Origin of the sequence: uncultured Methanobrevibacter sp. (genome assembly GCF_947169325.1) — an archaeon.
Taxonomy (GTDB): Archaea; Methanobacteriota; Methanobacteria; order Methanobacteriales; family Methanobacteriaceae; genus Methanocatella.
The window spans coordinates 39,442-65,446 of record NZ_CAMVPN010000002.1 but is presented as its reverse complement, the minus strand read 5'-3'; the positions used below and the strand labels follow the sequence as shown (position 1 = coordinate 65,446).

17 protein-coding genes are annotated in these 26,005 nt (G+C 35.8%); 9 read left to right on the top strand and 8 right to left on the bottom strand.

Annotation, left to right across the window (positions count from 1 at the left end):
- Positions 1-35: 35 nt before the first annotated feature.
- A complete protein-coding gene (locus Q0W26_RS00650) occupies positions 36-815 on the bottom strand; it encodes a transposase (protein ID WP_298521432.1) in 780 nt (259 codons plus the stop codon).
- Positions 816-835: 20 nt separating this feature from the next.
- A complete protein-coding gene (locus Q0W26_RS00645) occupies positions 836-1,324 on the bottom strand; it encodes a helix-turn-helix domain-containing protein (RefSeq protein ID WP_298521431.1) in 489 nt (162 codons plus the stop codon).
- 216 nt (positions 1,325-1,540) lie between these two features.
- Here Q0W26_RS00645 and Q0W26_RS00640 point away from each other — a divergent pair, with 216 nt between their 5' ends.
- From Q0W26_RS00640 to Q0W26_RS00620, 5 genes are all read left to right on the top strand, one after another.
- A complete protein-coding gene (locus Q0W26_RS00640; protein ID WP_298521429.1) occupies positions 1,541-2,092 on the top strand; it encodes a DUF2284 domain-containing protein in 552 nt (183 codons plus the stop codon).
- An 8-nt stretch (positions 2,093-2,100) separates the two neighbouring features.
- Positions 2,101-2,790 carry an NADPH-dependent F420 reductase gene (npdG, locus tag Q0W26_RS00635; RefSeq protein WP_298521428.1) on the top strand — a complete coding sequence of 230 codons (690 nt, stop codon included), beginning with the start codon at positions 2,101-2,103 and terminating at the stop codon, positions 2,788-2,790.
- A 9-nt stretch (positions 2,791-2,799) separates the two neighbouring features.
- Entirely contained in the window at positions 2,800-3,285 is a 486-nt protein-coding gene (locus tag Q0W26_RS00630) for a hypothetical protein (protein ID WP_298521427.1), read from the top strand.
- Positions 3,286-3,622: 337 nt separating this feature from the next.
- On the top strand, positions 3,623-19,219 hold the full coding sequence (locus Q0W26_RS00625; protein ID WP_298521426.1) for an Ig-like domain repeat protein: 15,597 nt from the start codon (positions 3,623-3,625) through the stop codon (positions 19,217-19,219).
- A gap of 142 nt (positions 19,220-19,361) precedes the next feature.
- Positions 19,362-19,724: a zinc-ribbon domain-containing protein gene (locus tag Q0W26_RS00620; protein WP_298521424.1), complete on the top strand. Its 363-nt coding sequence runs from the start codon at positions 19,362-19,364 to the stop codon at positions 19,722-19,724.
- On the opposite strand, the gene Q0W26_RS00615 is transcribed toward Q0W26_RS00620, so the two are convergent.
- Positions 19,717-20,346, bottom strand: a complete 630-nt coding sequence (locus Q0W26_RS00615) for a CatA-like O-acetyltransferase (protein WP_298521423.1) — start codon at positions 20,344-20,346, stop codon at positions 19,717-19,719. The two genes, Q0W26_RS00620 and Q0W26_RS00615, sit on opposite strands and share 8 nt — an antisense overlap.
- A gap of 90 nt (positions 20,347-20,436) precedes the next feature.
- On the opposite strand from Q0W26_RS00615, the gene Q0W26_RS00610 reads away from it, so the two are divergent.
- Together Q0W26_RS00610 and Q0W26_RS00605 are read left to right on the top strand one after the other, a co-directional pair.
- The gene (locus Q0W26_RS00610) at positions 20,437-21,768 is read left to right on the top strand and encodes an FAD-dependent oxidoreductase (RefSeq protein ID WP_298521421.1); all 1,332 of its coding nucleotides are present in this window, start codon (positions 20,437-20,439) and stop codon (positions 21,766-21,768) included.
- Between the two features lie 25 nt (positions 21,769-21,793).
- Positions 21,794-22,774: an Mrp/NBP35 family ATP-binding protein gene (locus tag Q0W26_RS00605; RefSeq protein ID WP_298521419.1), complete on the top strand. Its 981-nt coding sequence runs from the start codon at positions 21,794-21,796 to the stop codon at positions 22,772-22,774.
- Here Q0W26_RS00605 and Q0W26_RS00600 read toward each other — a convergent pair.
- Together Q0W26_RS00600 and msrA are read right to left on the bottom strand one after the other, a co-directional pair.
- The gene (locus tag Q0W26_RS00600; RefSeq protein ID WP_298521417.1) at positions 22,761-23,156 is read right to left on the bottom strand and encodes a hypothetical protein; all 396 of its coding nucleotides are present in this window, start codon (positions 23,154-23,156) and stop codon (positions 22,761-22,763) included. The genes Q0W26_RS00605 and Q0W26_RS00600 overlap by 14 nt on opposite strands.
- 4 nt (positions 23,157-23,160) lie before the next feature.
- Positions 23,161-24,057, bottom strand: a complete 897-nt coding sequence (gene msrA / locus Q0W26_RS00595) for a peptide-methionine (S)-S-oxide reductase MsrA (protein WP_298521415.1) — start codon at positions 24,055-24,057, stop codon at positions 23,161-23,163.
- A 110-nt stretch (positions 24,058-24,167) separates the two neighbouring features.
- On the opposite strand from msrA, the gene Q0W26_RS00590 reads away from it, so the two are divergent.
- Together Q0W26_RS00590 and Q0W26_RS00585 are read left to right on the top strand one after the other, a co-directional pair.
- Positions 24,168-24,365 carry a hypothetical protein gene (locus tag Q0W26_RS00590; protein WP_298521414.1) on the top strand — a complete coding sequence of 66 codons (198 nt, stop codon included), beginning with the start codon at positions 24,168-24,170 and terminating at the stop codon, positions 24,363-24,365.
- Between the two features lie 5 nt (positions 24,366-24,370).
- Positions 24,371-24,640 carry a hypothetical protein gene (locus Q0W26_RS00585; RefSeq protein WP_298521413.1) on the top strand — a complete coding sequence of 90 codons (270 nt, stop codon included), beginning with the start codon at positions 24,371-24,373 and terminating at the stop codon, positions 24,638-24,640.
- A 2-nt stretch (positions 24,641-24,642) separates the two neighbouring features.
- Here the strand turns inward: Q0W26_RS00585 and Q0W26_RS00580 are convergent, their stop codons facing one another.
- From Q0W26_RS00580 to Q0W26_RS00570, 3 genes are read right to left on the bottom strand one after another with little or no spacing between them, the layout of a single operon-like run.
- Positions 24,643-24,915 carry a hypothetical protein gene (locus Q0W26_RS00580; RefSeq protein ID WP_298521412.1) on the bottom strand — a complete coding sequence of 91 codons (273 nt, stop codon included), beginning with the start codon at positions 24,913-24,915 and terminating at the stop codon, positions 24,643-24,645.
- Entirely contained in the window at positions 24,915-25,358 is a 444-nt protein-coding gene (locus tag Q0W26_RS00575) for a hypothetical protein (RefSeq protein ID WP_298521411.1), read from the bottom strand. Before Q0W26_RS00575 ends, Q0W26_RS00580 begins: the two co-directional genes overlap by 1 nt.
- A gap of 2 nt (positions 25,359-25,360) precedes the next feature.
- Positions 25,361-25,846, bottom strand: coding sequence for a hypothetical protein (locus Q0W26_RS00570; protein WP_298521409.1), 486 nt, complete (start codon positions 25,844-25,846; stop codon positions 25,361-25,363).
- Positions 25,847-26,005 lie beyond the last annotated feature (159 nt).

The following is a 26,005-nucleotide window of genomic DNA, read 5'->3' as shown; positions in this document are numbered from 1 at the left end:
TATATATAGTTCCCGACACTGAAAATTATAAAAGATTATAGGAACTTCCAGAGCCAATTTTTCCAATAACTTTCATTATCAATTACTTGGTCAAATTCGTTTTTAAAGATAAATTTTAGTTGTTCGATGCTTGTTATAAATTTTCTTGAGATTTTGGCTTTTATTGTTCTCCAAACTTGTTCTATTGGATTATATTTTGGAGAATAAGGAGGTAAATGAATTAGATCCATATTTAAAATATTGCATAGTTCTGTAAAAACGATTGCATGATGGACACTATAATTATCTAAGATTACTGCTATTGGTTTTTCCATTATTAATTGATGTTGTAAGTTTTTATCCATAAAATAGGATAATAACATTGCTTTTTGAAGATTTTCAAGTACTTGATTAGATTTTGTTTTGAAATTTAAAGGATTTTTCAGAAGTCTTTCGAATAATTTTTTGAAGGCATTACTTTTCTCAGATAACATTTTTAACGCTAATAATAGCTTTTCATAGTTTTTTTCAATATTCACAGTATTTAAAATATTATCTAATTCTAAATCTTCATTATATATTATTTTTTCTAATTTAGACTTTAATTTTTCATTTTCAATATTTTGAATGGTGATAGTTACCATAAATTTCATCATTTCAAAGGTTTTTGTATTATCTAAGAATGATACAAATGATTTTCCATTAATTGCTTGCACTCCAAGTGCATTTAAGGATAATCTTATTGTTGGTTGTATTTTAATGTTTTTAGTGCCTTTTTTATTATAGCATTTTTGACTGTTATCCTGATTTTGGCAGTAGGTTTGGTCTAAAAACACGACAGTGAAATTTTCTAAATCTAAATGTCGGGTGTTTTTTTTAACTGCTCTTCGGCATCTTTTGGCATTTTAGCGTATATTTTGTAAGGTTTGGTGTAAGTATAGTCTAATTTCTTCATTATACGCTCTATACTTCGTAAACTGTATTTTACTCCAAACAATGTTTCAATTAGATGTTTTACTTCTTTTGCAGTTTTTAAATTATTATCTTGAATTGCTTTGTCTAAAATTAAAAATTGTTCGTCAGTTAATTTTGATTGTCCTTTGGAACCCTGTTTTCTTTTTAATGCATCCATTCCGCCATCATTCCATTGTTTTATCCAATTATATGCTGTTCCTTGACTAATTCCATGTTTATTAATGATGTCGTTTATAGGTTCATCATGTAAAACATCTAAAATTACATATAATTTATTTAAAACACGTGTATCGTTCTCTAACTTTTTAATTTCCGTTTGAATCTCGGAAATAATCCCAGGATATTCTTCAATTAATGTTTGATTAGACATGATTATAATATTTATAATCAATAGTATTTATAATTTTCAGTGTCGACTACTATAGATATACAACAGCAACTTATCTAAATTAGTAGGTATTTTAAAATATTTTCTTAATTTTGCCCATTATTTTTTATCAAATTTTTAAAATTTATGAATATTTTTTATTTTTGCAAGATATTTTTGTAGTAACTTTTATAATGTTTCATTTCAATATTATTAATTATGTCTGAGATAAGAAAACTAACTGCAGATGTGGATGTCGAAGAGTTTTACAAAAACTATGTTGACTTTGAAAAAATTTCAAAACTCTGCATCGAAGAGCAGGAAATGTTAGGCTACAACTGGAATTATCCTCCATTTGAATTCGACACGGATGACGTATGGAACTCATACAATAAACTCAAGATCATCGCTTTTAAAATCGACTTTTCCTCCGAGGAGCTGGAACACACCTTTGAGGAAAAGGAACTTGAATACATTTTAAAACGCTTTGAGAGAATGAAAGTGAAATTCATGAACGAAATCTATGCGCTTGAAAGTGAAGATTCTCTGGGACTCTTTTTGGGCAAATGCAACCTCTGCATGAGATGCACAAGGGAATTCAACATGCCATGCAAAATGCCCTTCAAGATGAGATATCCGATTGAAGCCTTAGGTGGAGACGTGGACAAGGCTGTTGAAGACATTTTCGGTTATAAGATACAATACGCAAAGGACGGAAAACTGCCGGAATATCTGATATTCGTCGGCGGTTTATTGTACGATAAAAAATAGGTGATAAAATGATAGTAAGTGTAATTGGTGGAACAGGACCACAAGGTCTTGGAATAGCAGAAAGACTGGCTATCGCCGGAGTAGATGTGATAGTCGGATCTCGTAAGGAAGAAAAGGCATTGGATGTAGTCGCAAAAGCAAAAGAGGAACTTGCAGACTATGATTTATCCAACATGAAAGGAATGGCAAACGAAGACGCAGCAAAAGAAGGAGACATTTTGATTATCACAGTACCATTGGCTGCCCAAAAACCAACAATCGAAGGAATCAAGGAATTCTGCACTGACAAAATCGTCATGGATGCAACAGTGCCTCTTGAAACTGCAATCGGTGGAAAGCCATTCAGGTTTATAGATTTGATGGAAGGATCAGCTGCTGAAAGGACAGCTTCAATCCTTGAAGGAACAGATGCTAAAGTGATTTGTGCATTCTGTAACATTTCCAATTCCCATCTGGCAAACATTCCTGAAGAAATCGACTGTGACTGTCTCATTGCAGGTGATGATAAGGAAGCTAAAGAGACTGCAGCTGAAATCATCGACAAGATTCCGGGTGTACGGACAATCGATACAGGAGTTCTTGAAAAGGCAAGAATCATCGAAAAGATCACTCCTCTGCTTATTGGGTTAAATATTAAATACAAATCCCATTACGGCGGATTAAGAATTACCGGAATTCCTGCACTTGACAAAGACTAGATGATTTTTATGGATTCATTCGAAAAGCTTATAGGTCTTTCAGTAGATGAAGTTGATTTGGATGGATCCTCTGATTTTATTTTTACCATTGGATATAAGTTTAAAAACTGCGGTCAGAGATATCCAGCCTCAAAACTGAAACTGTGCGATTTGGATTACTTCGATTTTGTCGAATTCAGCAATCTGTTTAAATTCGAAGCTATTTTTCTAATATGGTTTGATGAGGAGTCACGTCTGATAACCGATTTGGAGATATATCACTTAAGCAACGATTTTGACGTGCTTTTCAGGGATTATTATCGAATATTAAGTGCGATTCGTGATGGTACTGTGCATGAGTTGAGGGAAGGTGACACCAAATACCTGGGGGCTTCAAGAATTGGCGGAAAGGTTCGCCAGCCCAACAGTGAGTTATTGGCCGATAGGCGCGAACTTGTTTTGAAAAAGAAGTATCTTCAAAAAATTTTGAATGAGATTTCTGTAAAATGTAAATAATCATTGACTTAATTTTTGACTGTTTTTAATATTTGTAATATATATTGTAAAATGTTTACTTTTTATAAATATTTCTAAATAATAGTTATTATTTGTAAAGCTGATTTTAATAAAATCCTATTTTTACACAGATTTTTGGAATAATTTTAATTATAAGAGTAATAATTGGAATTTGTTTATTATTAATATTTTTTCTTGAATATCTTTTAATAAATTTTTTTATTTTCAGAATAAAATTTTACAAAATTCTCAATTTTTTAATATAATTTAAATATTATGTTCTACATAATTTAATATAATATCGATTAATATTTAGTGTAAAAAGGAGAGAATGATATTGAAATTTAAAAGAGAGATAATAGCTATTGTTCTTATTATTTGCATGCTTTTTACAATTTCGGCGATTAGTGCGGCAGACAGCACGACGGATGTTGTCAGTGTGACTAATGATAGTGTAGAAGCTGTAAGTGAAGATGTAGCTAATGATAATTTGGCGATGAAAAATGATGTTGAAATTTTAAAGGATGGTGAAGTTGGAACTTTTAATGAATTGTCGGAAAATTTAACTAGTAGTAGTATTAGTGCATATGATACTGTTTATCTAAATAAAGACTATGTTTATTCCGATACTGATACTATTACATCGGGTATTACTATTTCAAAACACATGACAATTGATGGTCAAGGTCATAAAATTGATGCAAAAGGAAAAACTAAAATATTTACTCTTACTTCAGGTTATAACATAATCTTTAAAAATATAACCTTTTGTAATGGCTATGGAAAATGGGGTGGTGCAATTTCTTGTAGTAATAAGGCTGCAAATGGTCCTGCAAGTGTTGAAATAATTAATTGTACCTTTGAAAATAATACTGCAAGTGGTTACAGTTCTAGTTCTTCTTATTCTTATTATGGTCATGGAGGAGCAGTTTATTTAACAGCTAAAGACCATATTTATATTATTAATTCTACCTTTGTTGATAATAAAGCCAATCCAAATTATAGTAAAAATGGTGGTGCGGCATATATTAATTCAAATAGTGCTCCTAATGGTTTACAAATAATTAATTCTACTTTTATTAGAAATTCAGCAAAAAATTATGGTGGAGCTCTTTACATTCAAGGTAAAACTGGTGTTGAACAACTTGTTGACGGTTGCAGTTTTATTAATAATAGTGGTACTCAAGGTTCAGTAATTTATGGATATATGTATGGTAATTTCATTGTAAATAATTCTGTAATATTAAATAACGGCCAAAATGGAATTTATATTGGTCCTACTACATATTCATTAAATAATAATTGGTGGGGAAATGTTGAGGATGATTTTAATCAGAATATTGCTAAAATTGGACAATCTGGAAGGACAATTAATGATTGGTTATTCTTAAAATTTGAAACAGATGATTCAACAGGTATTGCAACTATTTCTTTGAATAATCTATATTCAAGCAAAACTGGCGATTCAAGTGTTTATACTGGAGACATACCTCAAATTAAATTCAAAATTAAAACTACAAATGTTGATGTGGATAAAAATGAGGTGCAATTGAACAGTGAAGGTAAAGCAACTTTTGATTATCGATTAATTGGAAGTTCAGGTTCAATTACTGTTAGTTATGAAAATATAGATATAACAAAATATATTAAAGATTTAAGTTTATCTGGTTTGAAAAAAACAATTGAGTTATCAGAAGGTTCAATTATAGCTTTGACTGAAGATTATGCTTATAACCCTAGTAAGGATGCTGATCTTATTTATGGTGTCGATTTTGCTAAAAGCATTACAATAGATGGTCAAGGCCATACCTTGAATGCGAAAGAACTTAAGAGGATTTTCTATATTAATGATCCTACAAAAGATGTTGTTTTAAAAAATATTAATTTTGTAAATGGTAATGCCGATGTTGGTGGTGCAATTAATGCAAATGTTAACAGTTTAACTTTAATAAACTGTACTTTTACCAATAACACTGCAAATACTTATGGTGGGGCTATTGCTTTAAATGCCAATACTGGTGAAATTACAGAAAATACTTTCAGTAATAATGCAGGGAGTTCTGTAATTTATTGCAGCGGTAACGGTAATTACAATATTCATGATTCTATTATTAATGCTCAAAACATTGCTGTTGATGGGGATAATTCTGCAACCATTAATGCCAATTATAATTGGTGGGGAAACACTGCAGACAATTACGCTACAAGCATTGTTAATGTGGGCAGTTCAGTAACAAGGGATAATTGGGTTTTCTTAAACATGACAACTAATGATAAAAAAGGTTTGGCTGAAATATCATTAAACAATTTATACACTATCGGTGTTGGAAACAGCACTTATTCAGGTTATGCATTACCAGAAATTACACTAAATATTAGTTCATCAAATGCGAAAATTAACAAAGATAATGTAAAAATTGATAAAACAGGAAAATCCTCAGTTAGTTATGTTGTTAAAACAACAGGATCAGTGACTGTTAGTTATAAGGATGAAATTGCGTTAACAAAAGTTGTAACTTATGATGATGATGGGAACTTCAAGTCATTGAAAAACCTATTCACAAACATTGCTGAAGAAGGGGACACCATAGAGTTAAAATGGGATTATGCCTTTGATTCTACAATTGATTCTCAATTAGTTGGTCAAATGTTAATAGCAAAAACGTTAATTATTGACGGTAAATGCCATACTATAGATGCAAAAGGCCAAACTAATCTTGTTGTTAAAGATGTGAAAGTTACTTTTAAGAATATAATATTTGTCCATGGTTATTCTACTTATGGTGGAGCAGTTTATTATAATTCCAACCTTGGCGGTGAATTTATTAATTGTACCTTTATTAATAATTTAGCTTCTAGTAATGGTGGTGCAATATGTAACTATCCTGGTAGTGTTATTATTGTAGATTCTACTTTTATCAATAATACTGCATCTGATAAAGGTAGTGCTATTTATGCTTATAATAATGTTGAGGTATCCAATTCCATATTCGTAGGAAATAAAGGTGGAAATGTTATTGATGCATCAAGTTCAAGTAATGTTATTGCTAACAATAACTGGTGGGGTCATACTATAGATAATTATGAAACATCTCTTAGCATAGGTTCTACCGTAACAGCTAATAACTGGTATGTATTAGATATGTCTGTTGATATTAGCACAGTTTCAAAACTAACATTGAATAATCTATATGATGGTAATGGCATCACCATAGATAATAATTGTGCTTTACCTGCAATCACATTCAATACTAAATCCACTAATACTCAATTAACTAAAAATAAAGTTACTCTTGATGATGGAGAATGCAATATCGAACATACATTCTCTAAAAAGTACTCAATAACTGCTAGCTATAATGGGGTTGAATTAACTAAATCATTTGTTAATATTGCATCATTTACTGAATTAAAAACTCAAATTAATGATGCTACTGATGAGTTAGTTTTAGATCAAAATTATGCATTTAATCCTAATGTGGATAATCCAAATGACATTATCTTTTCAAAATCTTTGACTATTGATGGTGCAAGATTCACTATTGATGCAAAAGGACTAAGTAATATATTTTATTTCAATGATGATTCAAACACAAAAACATTAATCCTAAAGAATATAATTTTTGCAAATGCAACCGGTGAAAATGGTGCTGCAGTATACTTCAACGGTAACAGAATTGAAATAATTAATTGTACCTTTATTAACAATACTGCTAACGGTCAGGGTTCAGCTATATATGTAAATGGCGCAAACAATAATGTTGAAAATAGGATAGTTCAAAGCACTTTTATTAACAATACATGTGCCAATTCAATCATTTATCTCAATTCTGCATTAAGCGATGCTTCATTTGTAGTGAGCGATTCTGTAATTGTTAATAATGAGGGCGTAACAATTGCTAAAGGAACAGGTAGTGTTAATGCTGATTATAATTGGTGGGGAAACAATGCCTCTAATTATGGCCTTAATATTGCAAATGTTGGTGAAGGTATAAACATTGAAAAATGGTTCTATTTAAACATGACTGTTGATGATGAAATTAAAAGAGGAGAAATCTCCTTAAATAATCTAAATGATGGATCTGATTATAGTTATACATTGCCTGAATTAATATTTGATATTTCGGCTGTTAATGCAATACCAAATAAAGATAACATTATTTTAGATTCTGAGGGCAAATCTACAGTTGAGTATTCACTTACTGGACTTACAGGATCATTAACGGCTAGCTATAATTCTGTTAGGATTACAAATAAAATTAAATTCTTTGATAAAGGAGATTTTGAGTCTCTTCAAACTATTCTAAATTTAGTTCCAGAAGGATATATGTACAAGTTAACTAGAAACTATTCCTATTCTGAAAATGACACAATTTCTACTGGAATTCTAGTAGATAAATGTATTGGTATTTATGGTAACGGTTTTACAGTTGATGCTAAAGGTAACTCTAGAATATTTAATCTTGTTGCAGATGGAATTTTATTAAAAAATACTAATTTTAAAAATGGTAAATCTGATTTAGGTGGAGCTATTTACTTTAAAATGGAATATGTGACTATTGATAATTGTTCTTTTGTTAACAATAGTGCATCTAGTAATGGTGGTGCTATTTATTGTGGTGCCAATTATGGAAATGGAAATAAAATTTCAAACTCCGTTTTTATAAACAATTCTGTAGGTTCAACAGGTTATACTGGAAGTGCTATCTATAATTATGGGTATTATGGTACTGTTGATAAATGTATTTTTATTAACAATACTGGCAATCATGTTGTTTTCCAGTATTCCAAGGAGTATATATCAAATTCTATTTTCTTAGATAATTCTCCAAGTTCAATATATAATTCTTATGGGAAATTTAATAATAATTGGATTGGAAATACATTAGATAATTTTGATGCTGCATTGGTTTCTGGTCATGCTGATAAATGGTTATACTTAAAAATTAAATTTTATGAAGACTATGCAGTTATCTCCTTAAATAATTTATATGATACTAATGCTGCTTCATCAAGTGTTATTTCTGATTATAATCTTCCTGAAGTTACACTAAATATCAATTCAACTACTTTAAGTTTAAACATAAATAAATTTACACTTGATAGTACAGGTCAAGTCAGAGTTCCATATGAATTGATTGGAGAAACAGGTGCATTAACTGTAAGTTATGGTGACATATCTTTAACTAAAGAAAGAGTTTTAGGTGAATTTGATTCACTTCAAACTTTAATTGACAACGCCGATGAAAACTCAGTAATTGAATTTAATCGTGATTACACATACAATGATGATGATGAAATAACCAAAGGAATTCTCATTAATAAAAACATTACAATTGATGGTAAAGGCCATACTATTGATGCAAAAGAAATGACAAGGATTTTCAATGTGCAAGCTTTAAATGTCACCTTCAAAAACATCATATTTGCCAACGGTAAAGGCAATCTGGGTTATGATGATGGAGGTAACCCTGGTGGAGCAATTTACTATAACTTAGACAATACTGATGCTATTGAGTTTAATGTTGATAACTGTACTTTTGTAAATAACACTGCTTATAAAGATAATTTCGAACAAAAATATCAAGGTGGTGCAATTTACATAAAAGCTAATGAAGGAACATACAATATTAAAAATTGTGCATTTATAAACAATAATGCTCTTGGTGATAATGGTGGAGCTATCTACTTAAATATTAAAGATTCTAAATTTGATTTGTATAATTCTAGCTTTATAGGAAACAAAGCATACTATAATGGAGCATTGTACATAGAAACAGATAATACTGAAACAACCATTGACAAATGTCTTTTTAGGGAAAACACCATAACAAGTGCTTCATATTCAAGTATAGGTGCTGCAATTATATGGAAAACAGCAAATGATAATGGAAATAATGTTGTCAAAAATTCAATCTTTATAGATAATGATGGTAATTCTGCTAAAAATAACAATTTTGCATTTTTATTAAAGTCAGGTACTGTAAATATTGATGATAACTGGTGGGGAAGCACTAGTGTAAATTATGATAAACTTGGTGAAACACAGTATGATTATTTTGGAGGAACAATAACTCCGAATAATTGGCTATTTATAGATGCCGTTGTTAGTTCTTATGAACTTAGTTATAATGAAACTTCTACAATCAGATATTATTTAAAATCATTTGATGGAAATGAAATCATAGAATTCGACAATTCACACTTGCCTAATATTGATTTGAATGTTGATTGTGACAAAATAGGGTTGAATAAAAACTGTGTATCTCCTAATGAAGAATTCACTTACACTGCAATAGATTGTGGAAATGCATATATTGTAATTTATTGTAATGGCGTGTCAAATGAGTTGCCAATTACAATATACGGTCCTTATATGGTTCCAATAGTTGATGTTCCTTACATCATGTATGCTGGGCATTACTTAAATAAAGATAAACTTATTAAAACAGATTCAGGTAATTATAATGGAATCACAGTTTCTTGCAATTCTTCTTTAATAGACCCTAATACCGATGTAGGTATTAGGGCAGGGTCTAACGAAGGAACTGCAAAACTCATATTTACTTATGATGGGTCTGTAACTAATTATGGTACTCCTGAAACATATGAACTGGTTGTAAAAGTCTTTAAAGTACCACTTACAATAAATGTCACTAATCTTGAAAGTAGGGAAATTACATTGAATGTCACTGATACATTGGATTTGGATATCGAAGCTATTGTTGATAAAATCCATAATGGTTATGCTCCTGCAGGAGCTTATGTAATAGATTATAAATTTGACAGCAGTGTAATTTCATTTACACATGACTACTATAACAAAACTGATGACCCAAGTTATTATGCAACTGGACATATCACAGCTAAAGGCGGTGGAACTACAAACCTAACAATATGTCTGGCTAGGCTCAATACAGATAAATTCAAATGTGAAAATTATACAATCAAAATCACTGTTAATAAAGCACCAACTGCAGTTGATTTTGATGATAAAGATTCATTTAAAGTCGATGATGAAGGCAATGTTAATGCAATCTTCTATAATAATGGAACACAGGCAACCACTGCACTGATTTATGAAAGCAGCAATGAAAACGTATTCAAATTCATTAATAATGATGGTAACTATAATGCTATGGGCAATGGTACTGCTGTTATAACAGTTAGGTTTGCGGGCAATACAACACATGAAGCTTCATCCAAGACATTAACAGTCACTGTAACCAAATATGGCACTACAACTGCCGTTACCAGCAACAAGGACCTTTCATTAAGGATTGATGAAAAATCTCAAATTGTAGCTAATGTCGATCCTAATGCTGGTGCTTTGGAATATATCAGCTGTAATGAAAGTGTTGCAACTGTTTCAAGCACTGGTTTGATTACCGCACACAGAAACGGTACAGCAACAATAACAGTCAGATATCCTGGAGACAGAAAATATGAACTCTCAGAAGACACCATATCATTAACCGTTTCAAAGAATGCAACTGAAATCACTGCAGAAGATAAAACATTGAAATCAACTGACGAAAACATTGACATCGGTGCTACATTAAACATAACAGATGCATACACTTTAGAGTATTCAAGTGACAATGAAAGTGTCGTAACCGTTTCTTCTGACGGTAAATTAACTGCTGTTGGCGGTGGCGAAGCCCATATAACAATAACCTATGCTGAAAGCGAAAAATATCTCTCTTCAACCAAGACAATTACAGTAACCGTTAATAAGCTTGCATCCGAAATCATTGCAGACACTTCAATATCAACCAATTACTTAAAGCAAATCACAATCAATCCTACTGTTAAAGCAGACGGCAAAGAAGTGAATATTGGAACAATATCCTACTTCATTGGTGATGAGTCAATTTCCAATCCGTTTACTGTTGACCGTGTCGGCAAGTTCAACATTACTGTAAAATATGCTGAAAACAATAAGTTCCAAGCAAGCGAGCTGAACATCTCAGTAACTTCAGATAAAGCTGACAATATCATCAAGGTTGCTGTGGATGATGCGACATATCCTGACAGCATCACCATTAAAGTGAATGCTACAGTTGCGGGAACCTACACAATCGACATTAACGGAACTGCTTATGATGTCGTCGCCAATGACACTGCAGGAAGGTCAGTTAAACTGGCTGCAGGAAGTTATTATGCAAACATCACAGGTTATGCAAGTGATTATTACTACGGCATAACCACTAACGACACATTCACAATAAGCAAGGCATCAAATGATGTCACTGTAAGCGTCACCGACAAATACCTGCCTGGAGATGTAACTGTCAGCGTATCAGCCAGTGTGGCCGGAACTTATCATGTTGTAATCAATGGAACATACTCAGTTGATGTTGTTGTTGGAGCAAACGGTGTCGGTCAAAACACAATCTTACTGCCGGCAGGTGTGAAATATCAGGCCAATACAACATTTGCTGACCATCAAAACTACACAGTAAGCATAACAAATGCTACATTTGATGTAAACAGATCCAACATTAATCTGGAAATCATCATAAACGAAATTGTTTATGGGTCTAATGTAAACGGTACAATAAACACTAATTTGAGCGGAACATACACCGTAAGAATAGCCAACCTCGTAGAGTTTAATGTTGAGTTGAATACTGGCAGTAACACATTCTCCCATGAAGTTCCTCTTCCTGTAGCGACAGGCTATCAGGCAGAGGTAAGTATTGCCCAAAGCGATGACTATAATGCCCAAACTGCCCAAACAACATTTGAAGTTGTACAAACTGCAACAGACTTCAATGCATCATCAACAAAACAAACATATAAATATAAGGAGGAAATAATCCTTAAAATCGAGCTTCCGGATGATGTAACAGGCAATGTCACTTTCAACTATACTGACGGAACATTCATCGGTGAAATCAGTGATGTCACACAATCCAATGAGTTTGCAATGCCTGTTGTAAAGGTTGGTTCATATTCAATTCAGGCCAGATTCAATGGGGATGGAAATTACAGGGCAAGAACCCAAACAGTAAACTTCAATGTCATTCCTGCCGTAAATCAAATCACAGTCGCCGTTGATGAGGTTACCTATCCAAATGTGGCCACAGTCAAAGTCACTGCAGATGTGGAAGGCACTTATAAAGTCAACATTAACGGAACAGATTATGATGTTGTGGCTAATGGTGAAGGTAAACTTATAAAACTGGCTGCAGGCTCATATTATGCAAACGTTACATATTCAAATGAAAACTACACTGCAGACACTCACAATGCCACATTCACAGTCAATAAGGGAAACAACATCATAGTTATCAATGTTGAGGACATCAGTTCTCCGGGTGAAGTGACAGTTAAAGTAACTGCAACTCTTGCCGGAACATACACAATTGACATTAACGGAACCAAAGTGAATGTTGCAGTTGGAAATGAGGGTTTAGGATCAAACAAAACTACTTTAGCGGCAGGTATAGATTATGTCGCAACAGCAGAGGCTGTAAGTGATGAAAACTACACTGTCATTGTCAATGAATGCACATTCACAATTAATAAAATGAATCCGAACATCAGTGCTGGTGATTTGGTAGTTGATGTGGAAGGCACTAACAAGACTAATGTTCAAAAACCTGATAAATTTGACGGAAAATTCACATTCAAAAGCGGCAATGAGTCAATTGCAACAGTCGATGATGACGGTGTCGTAACAGGTGTGTCAGGAGGAACAGTAACTATTACAATAACTTCTCACGATGCCCAAAACTACACTGACGATTCAGTTGAGATAACAGTAACTGTCAATAAGATAGATTCAAACATTGGCGTTGAAGCCGATTCCTTTGATGTTAATGTGAAAGCGAACAAATCCATTGTAATCACCGGTGAATTTGTTGGTAAAGTCAGCTACACTAGCAATGACACTTCTGTAGCTACTGTTGATGAAAACGGTATTGTAACAGGCGTATCAAGCGGAAAAGCAAAAATAACAGTAAATGCAACAGATTCTGTCTATTACAACGATGCAGTTAAATATGTCGAAGTAACTGTCAAAAGGATTCCTTCAGACATTGGTGTTGAAGTCGATTCCTTTGATGTTGATGCAAAATCAAACAACTCCATTGTCATTACAGGCGAATTTGATGGTAAAGTTAGTTACATAAGCAATGACACTTCTGTTGCTACTGTTGATGAAAACGGTGTTGTCACAGGTATAATTGGTGGTAAAGCAAGAATCACAGTTAATGCAAATGAATCAGGCAAATATGAAGATGCAGTTGTTTATGTAACTGTTACAGTTAACAAAATTGCTCCGAATCTAAATGCCAGTGATATAATAGTTGAAATTGATAAATCACAGGCCATAACCGTTCAGCCGAGTGATTTTGGTGGCAAAATTACATTTATCAGCAGCAATGACACAATTGCAAGTGTTGACAGCAATGGTAATGTTAAAGGAATCAAAGCCGGAAATGTAACAATTACAATAAGTGCTAAAAATTCTCCTAAATACCTTGACGATAGCATTATAATAAATGTGACTGTAAATAAAATTAAAGCTAACGGTTTGGATGTAAAAGACACAATTGAAATGGATGTGGATGGTTCCGATGACATTATTGCAAATGATGAATTTGGACGTCAACCAGTATATTCAAGCTGCAACGAATCCATAGCCAAAGTCGATGCTGATGGTCATATCACTCCTGTTAGCGGTGGAATCGTAAACATCACAGTTAGCGTTGATGAAGACGAAATACATCTAGCGGAAAGTAAAAACATTACATTAACAATCAAAAAGATCCCTGCAACCATTGAAGTCGATGAATCTGTAGATGTGGATGTAAAGGAAAATAAGATAATAAATATTTATGGCAGCTATGATGGAACTGTTATATTTGAAAGCACAGATTCTTCCATTGCCACTGTTGACAGTGATGGTAAAGTCACTGGAATCAAGGCAGGAAACGTAACTGTTACCGTCAAATTCTTAAACTCTCCAACATATCTCGATGAAACTCATGAAGTCAATGTCACTGTCAAAAAGATTTCCGCCCAACTTAACGTTAAACCGGATTCAATCGAGATGATTGGCGGTGAAAAAACACAATTGGCAATCAGCACAGAAGTTGATTATGACGGTGAAATCACTTTCACAACTTCAAATTCCTCAATAGCTACCGTTGACAAAAACGGCCTTATCAAAGCTATTGATGACGGAAAAGTAACAATAACAGTTAATGCATCAGAATCTGAGAAATATATTGGTGATGTAAAAGAAATAACCCTAAGGGTAGGTAAACTGACCTATGAAATCACTTTAGACATAGGTGATGTTACTGCAGGAGAAAATGCAACAGCAATCATCACAGCCACTGATGACGGAAAATTGAATGTTACAGTAACAAAAGACTCAAAAATCATTAAAACAGAAATTGTTGATGCAAACAAATACAACAGATACGCAATTTCTGATTTGGGCGTTGGAACTTACAAGATAACTGCCAAATATGATGGAAATGAAAGATACAATGACTTTGAAATAACTAAAGTGTTCACAGTTAATCCAATCTATAACTATGAATTTGATGTGAAAGTTGCAGATACTGTTTTAGGCCAAAAAGCTAATGCTACAATTGCCCTGCCGGCAGGAGCTACAGGTAAAATCAGAATTGGTGAACAGGAATATGACATTAAATCAATAATTGAGTTGCCTGTCCAAAACATTGCCGGTAAAAACAATATTACTGCAGCATATCTTCCAGATGAAAGCTCTCCTTACGCTTCATCTGAAATCACAGCATATTACAATGTTGCCAAAAAGCAATATGATGTTGAAATCATCATTCCAACAGATATTAAAGCTGGAGATGACGCAATTATTGCAATTGACGCTTATGATGGTGCAGTCATGACAGTTTATGTTGACGGTGAAAAGCAGGATGTCAAAGACAGCAAATTCACAATCACTGCAGCTGCAGGAACCCATAATGTCATTGTCAATGTGGTTGAAAGCGATGAATACGTTCAATTGACTGCTAATGCAACATTCAAAGTCACTAAAAGGGCTGCGGCATTGACAGTAAATGCATCCAACACAAAAGTCGGTGAAAAGGTCACTGTTGACATTAACATTACCGGTCCAAAAACAGGAATTGTCATCGTTAATGTGAACGGAAGCGATTATACAGTCAACATATCTTCTGCAAAATCAGTTGAAGTCACCTTGGATAAGGCTGGAAAATATGATGTTTCAGCAAAATATCTTGGTGATGAAATATTTGAAGAAGCACAATCCGATAAGATCGTCATTGAAGTTACTGAAAAAGAATCATCAGGCATTGCTGTTGAAATTCCTGAAAACATCAAGGTCGGACAGACAGTTGTCATCAATGTCACTTCAGCTAATGATCAAATTGAAGTGCTGATTAACGGCGTTGCGCAAAAAATCAACAATTCCAAAGTTGAATTTGAAGTAACAAAAGCTGGCGCATACACAATCATTGTAAACACTAATGAAACCGCAGATTACAGGCCAGATTCATACATTGATTCATTCAATGCCGATAAAAACACAGCTTCAATCGACATTTCCAAAGGAAATATTGTAATTGGTGAGGATATTGAAGTGACCGTCAAATCATATGACGGCGCACAAATTGCAGTATACGTGGACGGCGTTGCACAAACATTGACAGACAACAAGTTCAAAGTGAAAGCAACTGCAGGAACCCATACAATCACTGCAAGCGTTGAGGAAACAGATGAATACCTTAATGCTGCTGCTAACGACACATTCACTGTTGATAAATTGGATTGCAAAATCACAATCAATGCATCCGATGTCAAAGTCGGCGAAAAAGCTGTAATTGACATTAACATCACAGATTCTGCTTCTGGAATCGTCAGCGTCAATGTTAACGGCACAGAGTATCTCATAAATCTGGAAAATGCCAAATCAGTTGAAGTCACTTTCGATAAGGCAGGCAAATATGATGTTTCAGCAAAATATTTAGGTGATGACATCTACAACGGTGCAGATTCAAATAAGATTGCCGTTAAAGCAACTGAAAAGGCATCATCAAACCTCATTGTTGAAATTCCAGATGGCATTAAAGTCGGACAGACAGTGGTCATTAATGTCACTTCACCTAATAATCAAATTGAAGTGCTGATAAACGGAACCGCTCAAAAAGTAAGCAATGGCAAGGTCGAATTTGAAGTTGTCTCTGCAGGCAGTTATCCGATTGTTGTAAACGCATTTGAAACCCCTGATTATAAGTCAGATTCATACATCAACGCATTTTCAGCAGGCAAAAACACTGCAGCTGTTGACATTAACGTGGGAGATATTGAAATAGGATATGATATTGAAGTAACCGTCAAATCATATGGCGGTGCTGACATTAATGTCTATGTCGACGGCATTCGCCAAACAGTTATATACGGCAAGTTCTTTATCAGGGCAACAGCCGGAAACCACACAATCGTTGCAAATGTTGCTGAAAACGACAAGTATCTTTCAGCATCTGCAAACAGGACATTTAAAGTGGACAAAAAGGCCCCGACAATAACAATTAAAGCAAACGACGTAAGGGTTGGTGAAAAAACAACTGTTGACATTAACAGTCCTGATTTCATAACCGGAATCGTCATTGTCAATGTGAACGGCTCTGAATATACAGTGGACATGAATTCAGCCAAATCAATTGATGTCAAACTTGATAATGTTGGAAATTACAGCATTTCAGCCAAATACTTGGGTGATGAACTCTTCACTGAAGCGGATTCAAATGCGATTTCAGTGAAAGCTACAGAAAAAGATCCATCCAACATTGATGTTGTGATTCCGGATAACATCAAAGTCGGCCAAACTGTCATTGTCAATGTGGTATCCGATAATGATAACATAACCGTACTGATTGATGGCAATCCGCAAACCGTAATCGATGGCAAGGTTGAATTTAAAGCTGATGATGCAGGCATTTATCCTGTTGTTGTAGTTGCAGGAGAAACTGCTGATTATGCTCAAGAAACCTATATAGGTTCACTTGCTGTTGAAAAATACGATGCTTCAGTTGAAATAATCTTGCCGAAAGACATTGAAATCGGAAAAGACATTGAAGTTGCTGTCAAATCATACGACGGTGCAGTCATTGCCGTTAATGTCGACGGCAAAGCCCAAAGTGTAAAAGACAATGTCTTTACCATGAAAGCTACTCAAGGATTGCACACAATCATTGCAGGCGTTGCAGAAACTGACAAATACTTAGGCACCACAGCCAATGCTACATTTGCTGTTGACAAACTAGCTTCAACACTCACAGTGAATGCAACAGACGCTAAAGTCGGTGAAAAATCAACCGTGACAGTAAATGTCACAGCAAAAGCAACCGGAATCGTCATTGTAACTGTTGGTGATAAAGAATATTCAATTGACCTTGAAAATGCAACATCAGTTGATGTCGTGATGGATAAAGCAGGAAAATTCAACGTCAGCGCAAGATACCTTGGTGATGACATGTTCAATGCCTCCAAATCAGCTGTCAGGACAATTGAAGTGGCAGAGAAGGAAACTCCAGTCGTTAATGTGACAGTTCCTGAAATCAAGGCAGGAGAAAATGGAAACATTACCTTAAACATTCCAAACGCTACAGGTTCAGTGTTCGTCATTGTCGACGGTGTTGCAAAAGAGGTTGAACTTGATGAAAACGGATCTTTAAGCTATCCATTGGAAGACCTCAAGGCAGGAAACCACACAGTAACCGTAATCTACACCGGAGATGAAAACAACGAGATGGCAATTGAATCTCAGTCATTCAGCATAGACAAAAAGACCAGTGATGTCAATGTGACAGTCGGTGACATTAAGCTTGGTGAGGACTCAGAAATTGCAGTCTCAATTCCAAATGCAACCGGAAACGTGTCACTCATCATTGACGGAGTTGAAACCAGTGTTGCCTTGGATGAAAACGGTAATGTGAACTTCACAGTACCAAGCTTAGCTGCCGATAGCCACAGCATCGTTGTGGTCTATCCGGGTGATGACACACATGCACCTGCAGTTATATCCAAGCAGATTAATGCAACTGCCCATGAAAGTGAATTAAAAGACATTGTAGTAAGCGGTGACGGAAAAATCACTGCAGTTCTGGTTGATGATGCAGGCGCTCCAATCGCAAATGCGAACATTACCTACGCTATAAACGGCAAGCAGTTCAAGACAGCTACCGATGCAAGTGGCGTTATTGTAATTAACGCCTCTGCAAACAGTGTGGTTGACATCAAATATGATGGAAGCGATGTGATATTGCCTTCAAACACTACAATTGAGCTTAAGGATTTGGCTCCGGTAAGACTTGCAACCTCAATCATTGCAAGCGAATACACTACCTATGCAGTTGATTTCGATGCAGGTGAAAGGGGACACTACTTCAAGGTCAGGCTGGTTGATGAAAACGGCAAGCCGTTATCAGACAAACCGGTAAAAATCGGATTCAACGGACATGTCTACAACAAGACCACCAACTCAACCGGTTGGGCGCAATTGCAAATCAACCTGAAACAGGCAGGAAGATACACCTTTGCAATAGCATTTTTAGGCGACTCTGAGTACAACTCTTCATTTACCGTGCAGAACATCAACGTAAAACTGAAAAAGACAAGCATAAAAGCGGCTGCAAAATCATTCAAAGCAGGTGCAAGAACTAAATCCTACACAGTAAACCTCAAAACCGATATGGGATCATCCTTTGACGGCAATGCATACCTCAAGGCAGGTAAGACTGTAACCATGAAACTCAATGGAAGAACATACTTCGCCAAAACAGACGGCAGTGGAAAAGCTACCTTTGCACTTAGCATTTCCAAAAGGGGCAAGTTTGTAGTGGCTTTAAGCTTTGCAGGCGACAAGATGTATGCTTCATCAAGCACTAAAGCAAAAATTACTATAAGATAAGGGATATCATTTTCCCTTATATTTCTCTTTTTTTAGAAAATCGTATATCTGACCATTCACTAAAATATTCATATGAAAAAAGTTAAGATTACAATCCTTAAGACCACTTTAGAATCAAAAACAGAAGAGTAGAGGTGATATTATGAGAAAGTGTCCGCAATGCGGTGAAGAGGTAGAGGAAAATTCAGTTTTCTGTCAGAACTGCGGCTCAAAGATTGACGTTCCTGTTGTAACCACAACAAAAAGCAGTTCAAATGGGATAAATAAGGTCCATCTGATGATTCTTTTCGGATATCTGACACTGTTCATACAGTTCGTGGCGATTCTTGCATCAAGATACAACGTCAGAGTAATCAACTCCGACAGGATTATACTGTATCCTTTGATGTGCATTCTATTGACATTTTATGTCTCATTCAAACTGATTGAAGATGAAAGAACAAGAGTCCATGCCCTGATTATCGTTCTGATTTCAATATTCCTGTTCATTTTCGGAATCATTTAGGGGTCTTGTCGAATTCCTTTTGGGCATATTCATAGAAATGCCCCAGTTCACGGCCGTTGACGAATATGTGGCTGACTGTAATTGAAACGGTCATTTCATGATTTTCGTTTACACGTCCCCATGTAAGAAGCGGCTGGATCTGGTTGGCCTCGACGATGCAGTTGGTGATTGAATCGAAATCAACCCATGGGATGCATGAGAAATTGGCAATGTTTTCCTTATCCCTTAAATGCATGTCGACAGCAAACCCTTCACTTTTTCCCGACAGTATGTCCTGTGACAATTCCTTCACATAATCATGCCAAATTAAGATGCTGTCAAATTTTTCAGGAGGCATGACTCTCATTTCACGATAAATCTCATTTTCCTCATCCATTATCGGACATGTTCCGTCCAGATAATCAAATTCATAAGCCTTGCCGTTTATGATTCTTCTTTTAAGCTGAGGAACCCTGTTTACGGCGTTAAGCAGACATCCCAAAGACATCACAAAAAATGACCTGTCATTTTCATGACACCAATCCCATAATTTTTCAACATTAATACGTGCATTCATGCAGTATCTTGATGACAGAAAATCGATAAACGGATTTTCATCTAAATTAAATTCTATTTCCCTCATTTTTCAACCTAAAACCTATTAAATAGTTACTTTTTTATATGTATTCAATAATAAATATATATGTTATAAATCTTAAGTGGTTATGTTATAATGAAAGTAGTAATTGTAGGCGGAGGAGCTGGAGGAATCTCTACAGCTTCCAATATTCGTAAACTTAATAAGGAAATTGAAATTACAGTTCTCACAAGGGACAACAAGGTTGCATACTCTCCATGCGCAATTCCTTACGTACTGTCCGGTACAATCAAGTCATTCGATGACATTGTGATGAGGACTCCTGAAGATTATAAGGAAAAGGACATTGAGGTTATCACAGAAGCTGAAGTGACAACTGTGGATAGCGAGAAAAAGACTATTGCCTATGTTAAGGACGGCAAGGAAAACGTCATGAACTGGGACAAGCTGGTTCTTGCAACCGGAGGAAATCCGTTTGTGCCTCCTATGGAAGGTGTTGAACTTGATGGTGTATTCAGGATAAGAAACATCGACGACGGTATCCGTGTGCAGGAAGCTATGAAGGAAGCTAAAAGCGCAATTGTCACAGGTGCAGGTCTGATAGGTATTGAAATTGCATTTGCACTTAAAAAACAGGGACTTGATGTAATACTGAGTGAAATGTTGCCGCAAATCGTTCCAAGATCCCTTGACAAGGACATGTCCGACATCCTGGTGAAATACCTTGAAATGGAAGGAATTCAGGTAGTTTTAGGAAAACCTATTACCAAACTCATTGGTGACGGCAAAGTCGAAAAGGCATGCTTCGGCGATGAGGACTTGTATGACGCTGACATGGTCATCATGGCAACAGGTGTAAGGGCGGAACTTGACCTTGCAAGACAGGCAGGATGTGAAATCGGAAGATGGGCAATTCTTGTAAACGACAGGATGGAAACCTCAGTCGAGGACGTGTATGCTGTAGGTGACTGCGTAGAGTCAAAAGACCTCATTTTAGGTTCAAACACCATTTCACAGCTTGGTACAACTGCAGTGCGTGAATCAAAAACTTTGGCACGTACAATCTGCGGCAAAAAATCCAAATTCAATCCTGTGCTGAACTCAATGGTTTCAAAAGTCGGAAAACTTGAATTCGGTGCAGTCGGATACACCACCAGTTTCGCACAGCAGAACAGAATCAGGCCGGTCGTGCAGAAGGTTGAAGCACTTACAAGGGCACGCTACTATCCTAACGCCAAACCGATGGACATCAAGGTAATATGTGATGGAAACGGAACAATCATAGGATGCCAGATTATTGCTGAAGAAAGGGTTGCTGAGAGAATCGATACAATGACACTTGCAATCACCGAAGGCATGACATGCTTTGATTTAAGCAATATGGAATTCGCTTACGCACCGCCTGTATCAATGGTGACAGACCCTCTAATCCTTGCGGTTGAAGAGGTAAGTAAAAAATTCAATTAATTAAATTTATAGGAGATGAAAAATTATGCCAGAACATGGTCACGGTCATCACGGTCACGGAGGCCAAATGACTCCTGAACAACAAAAGCAAATGATTGAGCAGGAATTAAGACTTGCTAAAAACTTAGGTCAAATAAAGCACAAGATTGTCGTCATGAGCGGAAAAGGAGGAGTGGGAAAATCCACCGTAGCTGCAAACATTGCAGAAACCCTCCAGAAACTCGGATTCAAGACAGGCATATTGGATGCTGATATTCATGGTCCTAACATTCCAAAAATGCTTGGAATCGAACTGTACGGTGAAAACTTCAGCAACTACCAGTTTGAAGTATTCAAGGAACTCACAGAAGGAGCAATGGCAAAAGAGACATTTGCAAATGATGAGGAAAAGGCAGAATTCATAAAGGCAAAACAGGAAGAGTACAAGCATTCAATGTTTCCGGTAACACTTCCAAGCGGACTTAAAGTAATGTCCATGGCATTTCTGCTTGACAGCATCGACACTCCAATCATCTGGAGAGGTCCGCAAAAGACCGGTGCAATCAGGCAACTCATTTCAGATGCTCACTGGGGCGAGCTTGACTATCTTATCATCGACAACCCTCCGGGCACAGGTGACGAACCTTTAACAGTGCTTCAGACAATTCCTGATGCTGATGCTGTAATAATGGTAACCACACCTAACGTCGTATCACAGGAAGACGTTTTGAAATGCGTAAAGATGGTTGGAATGATGAACATAGACAAGATTGGACTTATCGAGAACATGGCATATTACATATGTCCACACTGTGATGAAAAGCTCTACATATTCGGTGAAGGAAACGGAAAGGCCTTTGCTGAAGAGATGGAAATCACATATCTGGGAGACCTTCCGATTGAAGAGGCAGTCTCACAGTCTCCAAACAAGGAAGCCGTCATTTCAGTGCTGGACCCTAGCGATGAGGTTTCAAAAAGGTTTGTCGAAATAGTTTCAGACATACAAAAAGAGTTTATAAAAGAGTAAGATTGATTATATAGCTTACTCTTGCAATATTTACGATGTATCCTAAGAAATTAGGATCTTCCTTTAATTTTTTAAAGCAATCTCGTTTTTCAATGATATAATCCTTGTTTTCATCCATTACGTTCAGTGAAAAGTACTGCATTCCGTTAATGTATTCCTGTTCATCTGTAAAAATGGGAACAATATATTCTCCGTCATTGCCATAAGGAATCTTAACAGGCTTTCCGTCCTCAATAGATATGATAAAATAGTTGTCCTTGATATATTCTTTAATTTCTTCTTCTGTTGCATCAATGGCTTTCTGATTCTGATTTTCACCGTGCATGTAAATCATGTTGATGTGATTTTTAAGCTCGGGGTTTTTAATGTCTTCAATCTTCATCATATTAATCTTGGTTTTTATCGTTTAAATAATCTTCAATCTCATCTTTCGGTATGAATCTCAATGCGGCCGAGTTGATGCAGAACCTTCTTGTACCTCCAGGTCCGTCATGGAAAAGATGGCCAAGGTGTGAGTTTGCCTTTTTGCTTCTCACTTCAATGCGTGTGGTGCCATATGAAAAGTCACGGTTCAATGTAATCACGTCATCTGAAACGGGTCTTGAAAATGCCGGCCATCCGCATCCTGAGTCGAACTTGTCATCTGAACTGAAAAGAATTTCACCATCTACCACGTCGACATACATACCATCCTCAAAAAAGTCATCATATTTTCCACTGAATGGCGGTTCTGTTAAAGCAAGCTGTGTTATTTCATACTCTTCACGAGTCAAGTGGTCGAATTCTCCATCATCTATTAAATTTAAATCCACATGACAATATCCCTGCGGATTCTTTTCAAGGTACTTCTGATGATAGTCCTCTGCCGGATAGAAACTGAGTATTGCACGGGCCTCAACGGCAATCCTTTTTGATGATTCTCCTCTTTTTCTTGCCAGAAACTTCAATACAATGTCCTTTTGCGATTCCTCCTGCCAGTAGATTCCTGTACGGTACTGTGTTCCAACATCAGCTCCCTGACGGTTTTTGGAGTAGGGTTCGATGATTTTAAAGAACTCCTCCAAAATGTCCTCAAGTGCGATTATTTTAGGGTTGTAGGTGACCTTAACGGTTTCAGCGTGGCCTGTCTTTCCGGTGCACACCTTTTCATAGGTTGGCGCAAGGTCATTGCCGTTTGCATATCCCACTTCAGTCTGGTTTACCCCTTTAAGTCTTGAGATGTATGCCTCAACACCCCAAAAGCATCCTCCGGCAAGATAGATTACCTGTAACTTTTCAAACATGATTAATAGTTTCCCTTCAAGATTAATTAATTTAGCTGTTGGAAAACATAATTCCGTCAAAAAGATTTTTTAATATAAAAATCAAAATATAATGTGGAGGACATGTTAGAATGTTTTACAGTACTATAATGAAAATCGATTCAATTGACAGATTAAGAGACATCAGGGATGCATTGCTTGTAGAGCAAGGTATCAATCCTACCCGTCAAGGCGAACAGGCCATTAAGGTTGTAGTTGAAAGGATTGATGAAATCCAGGCTACCCTAGATAAGTCTTCAACAAAAAATAAAAACAGAATGAACAAGTGATTTTTGTGATAAGACGTGTAACTAGTAAAAGGAGGCTCTTAAGAAAGAGAATGTATAAGGCTCCCCATACTAGGCATAGAAATTCCACATATTATCGTGAAAACAAGAATTTGGCAAAGCCGTTTCAGGAACCCTTCAAGGACATGAACGGGCCACATATAAGACGCAAAAGAAGGCCTAAAAGGGAAGTGGACAAAGGGTTCAAAATGTCTTACAGAATCAGATACTATCTTGACGATGATATTATAGAGGAAGATGGAGAAGAAATAGAATAGATCTATTCTTCCAACAATTCTTTTTTTGAAATAAACTTATTTTCGCTGTGGGGATTCAGGATAATCCCTCCAAATTCAGCATCATTTTTGGACAGTTCCTTAAACAGCTCAGCTGACACTTCAGTCGGTTCGTAGTCAATTATTTCCAGATACTCATAACCCTTTTCATATTCTTTCAAATCTGAAAATACTATTATCTTAAAGTCATCCAATGAACCGGTCACCAGAAAATCCCTTTCATGGTCCTCTCCGAGTGTCGGGCAGATGTATTTCATCAGAAATCACCTTTTCTGTCCATGTTGAAGTTCTGTGAGTGCGGATTGATTACAAAGCCCTGGAAGAATTCATCCTCATCTGCTATTTTTGAAATGTCATCGGGAGTGATTTCCTTCATTTCAAGCTTGTCCAAAAAGAGCTTTGAGATTTTGGCGCTGCCGAGTGCATATTCCCTGATGTCTGTAAAAACAGGTATAATGTATTCCCTGCTTGATTCAGTCAGTGTCAGCTTTACGAAATCATCCTTTTCATCAACAAGTGTGAAGTAGATCTCTTGGGGATACGCTTTCCTGATGTTTGCCTTGACGGCTTCAAGTTCAACGGCACTTTCGCTTTTAAGCTTTTTTGCCATGTCGGCATATACCTGTATATACTCTTTAAGCTGGCTTTTTGAAGCCTTCACGTTATTTTTCTTGTAGTCTTCGTAATCTTTAGGATTCATGTTTACTCACAGCAGTCGTGAACGTCTTCGGTTGCTATTACAAAGTCCCATTGAGGTGCGTTGATTGCAAGGCCGATGAAGTCGTCGTCATCATGGTGGTCAGCAACGATTTCAGCCCCTGTCCTTTTGTCGCAGGTAAACTCGATGTCTCCGAATTCCTTTTTGAACTCTTCGATAGCAATTTCCGCTTCAGCGTCATCGGTAAATACAGGAATTACAAACTCCTCTTCCTCATCGTTTTCATCGCTGATGATTAAAGCGACAACTTCCTTTTCCTCTGAGGAGTCGTTTGAGACGATGATGAACTCTTCATGGAACACCATATGTTCGATTTCATGGTAGATTTCGTTGAGTTCGGTGATTTCATCAATGTGGTCTGCTTCAAATGCTTCGAAAGCCTCTTCGGTTTCAGGAAGCCCTTCAATCTTTTCGTTTAAATTATCATCAAGTTCTATAAATTTTTCAATAAGTTGTTTAAGTTCACTCATAGTATCACGTAATAATCTATTAAAATAAGTATTCTTTAAAACAAATGAACATTCTCTTCCTAAACACCACTAAAGGAATACAAACGAATGCTCATTTCAACCATCACCATTGTTCATATTATAAAAAAATAGTATATAACAATATGAACAATACTATAT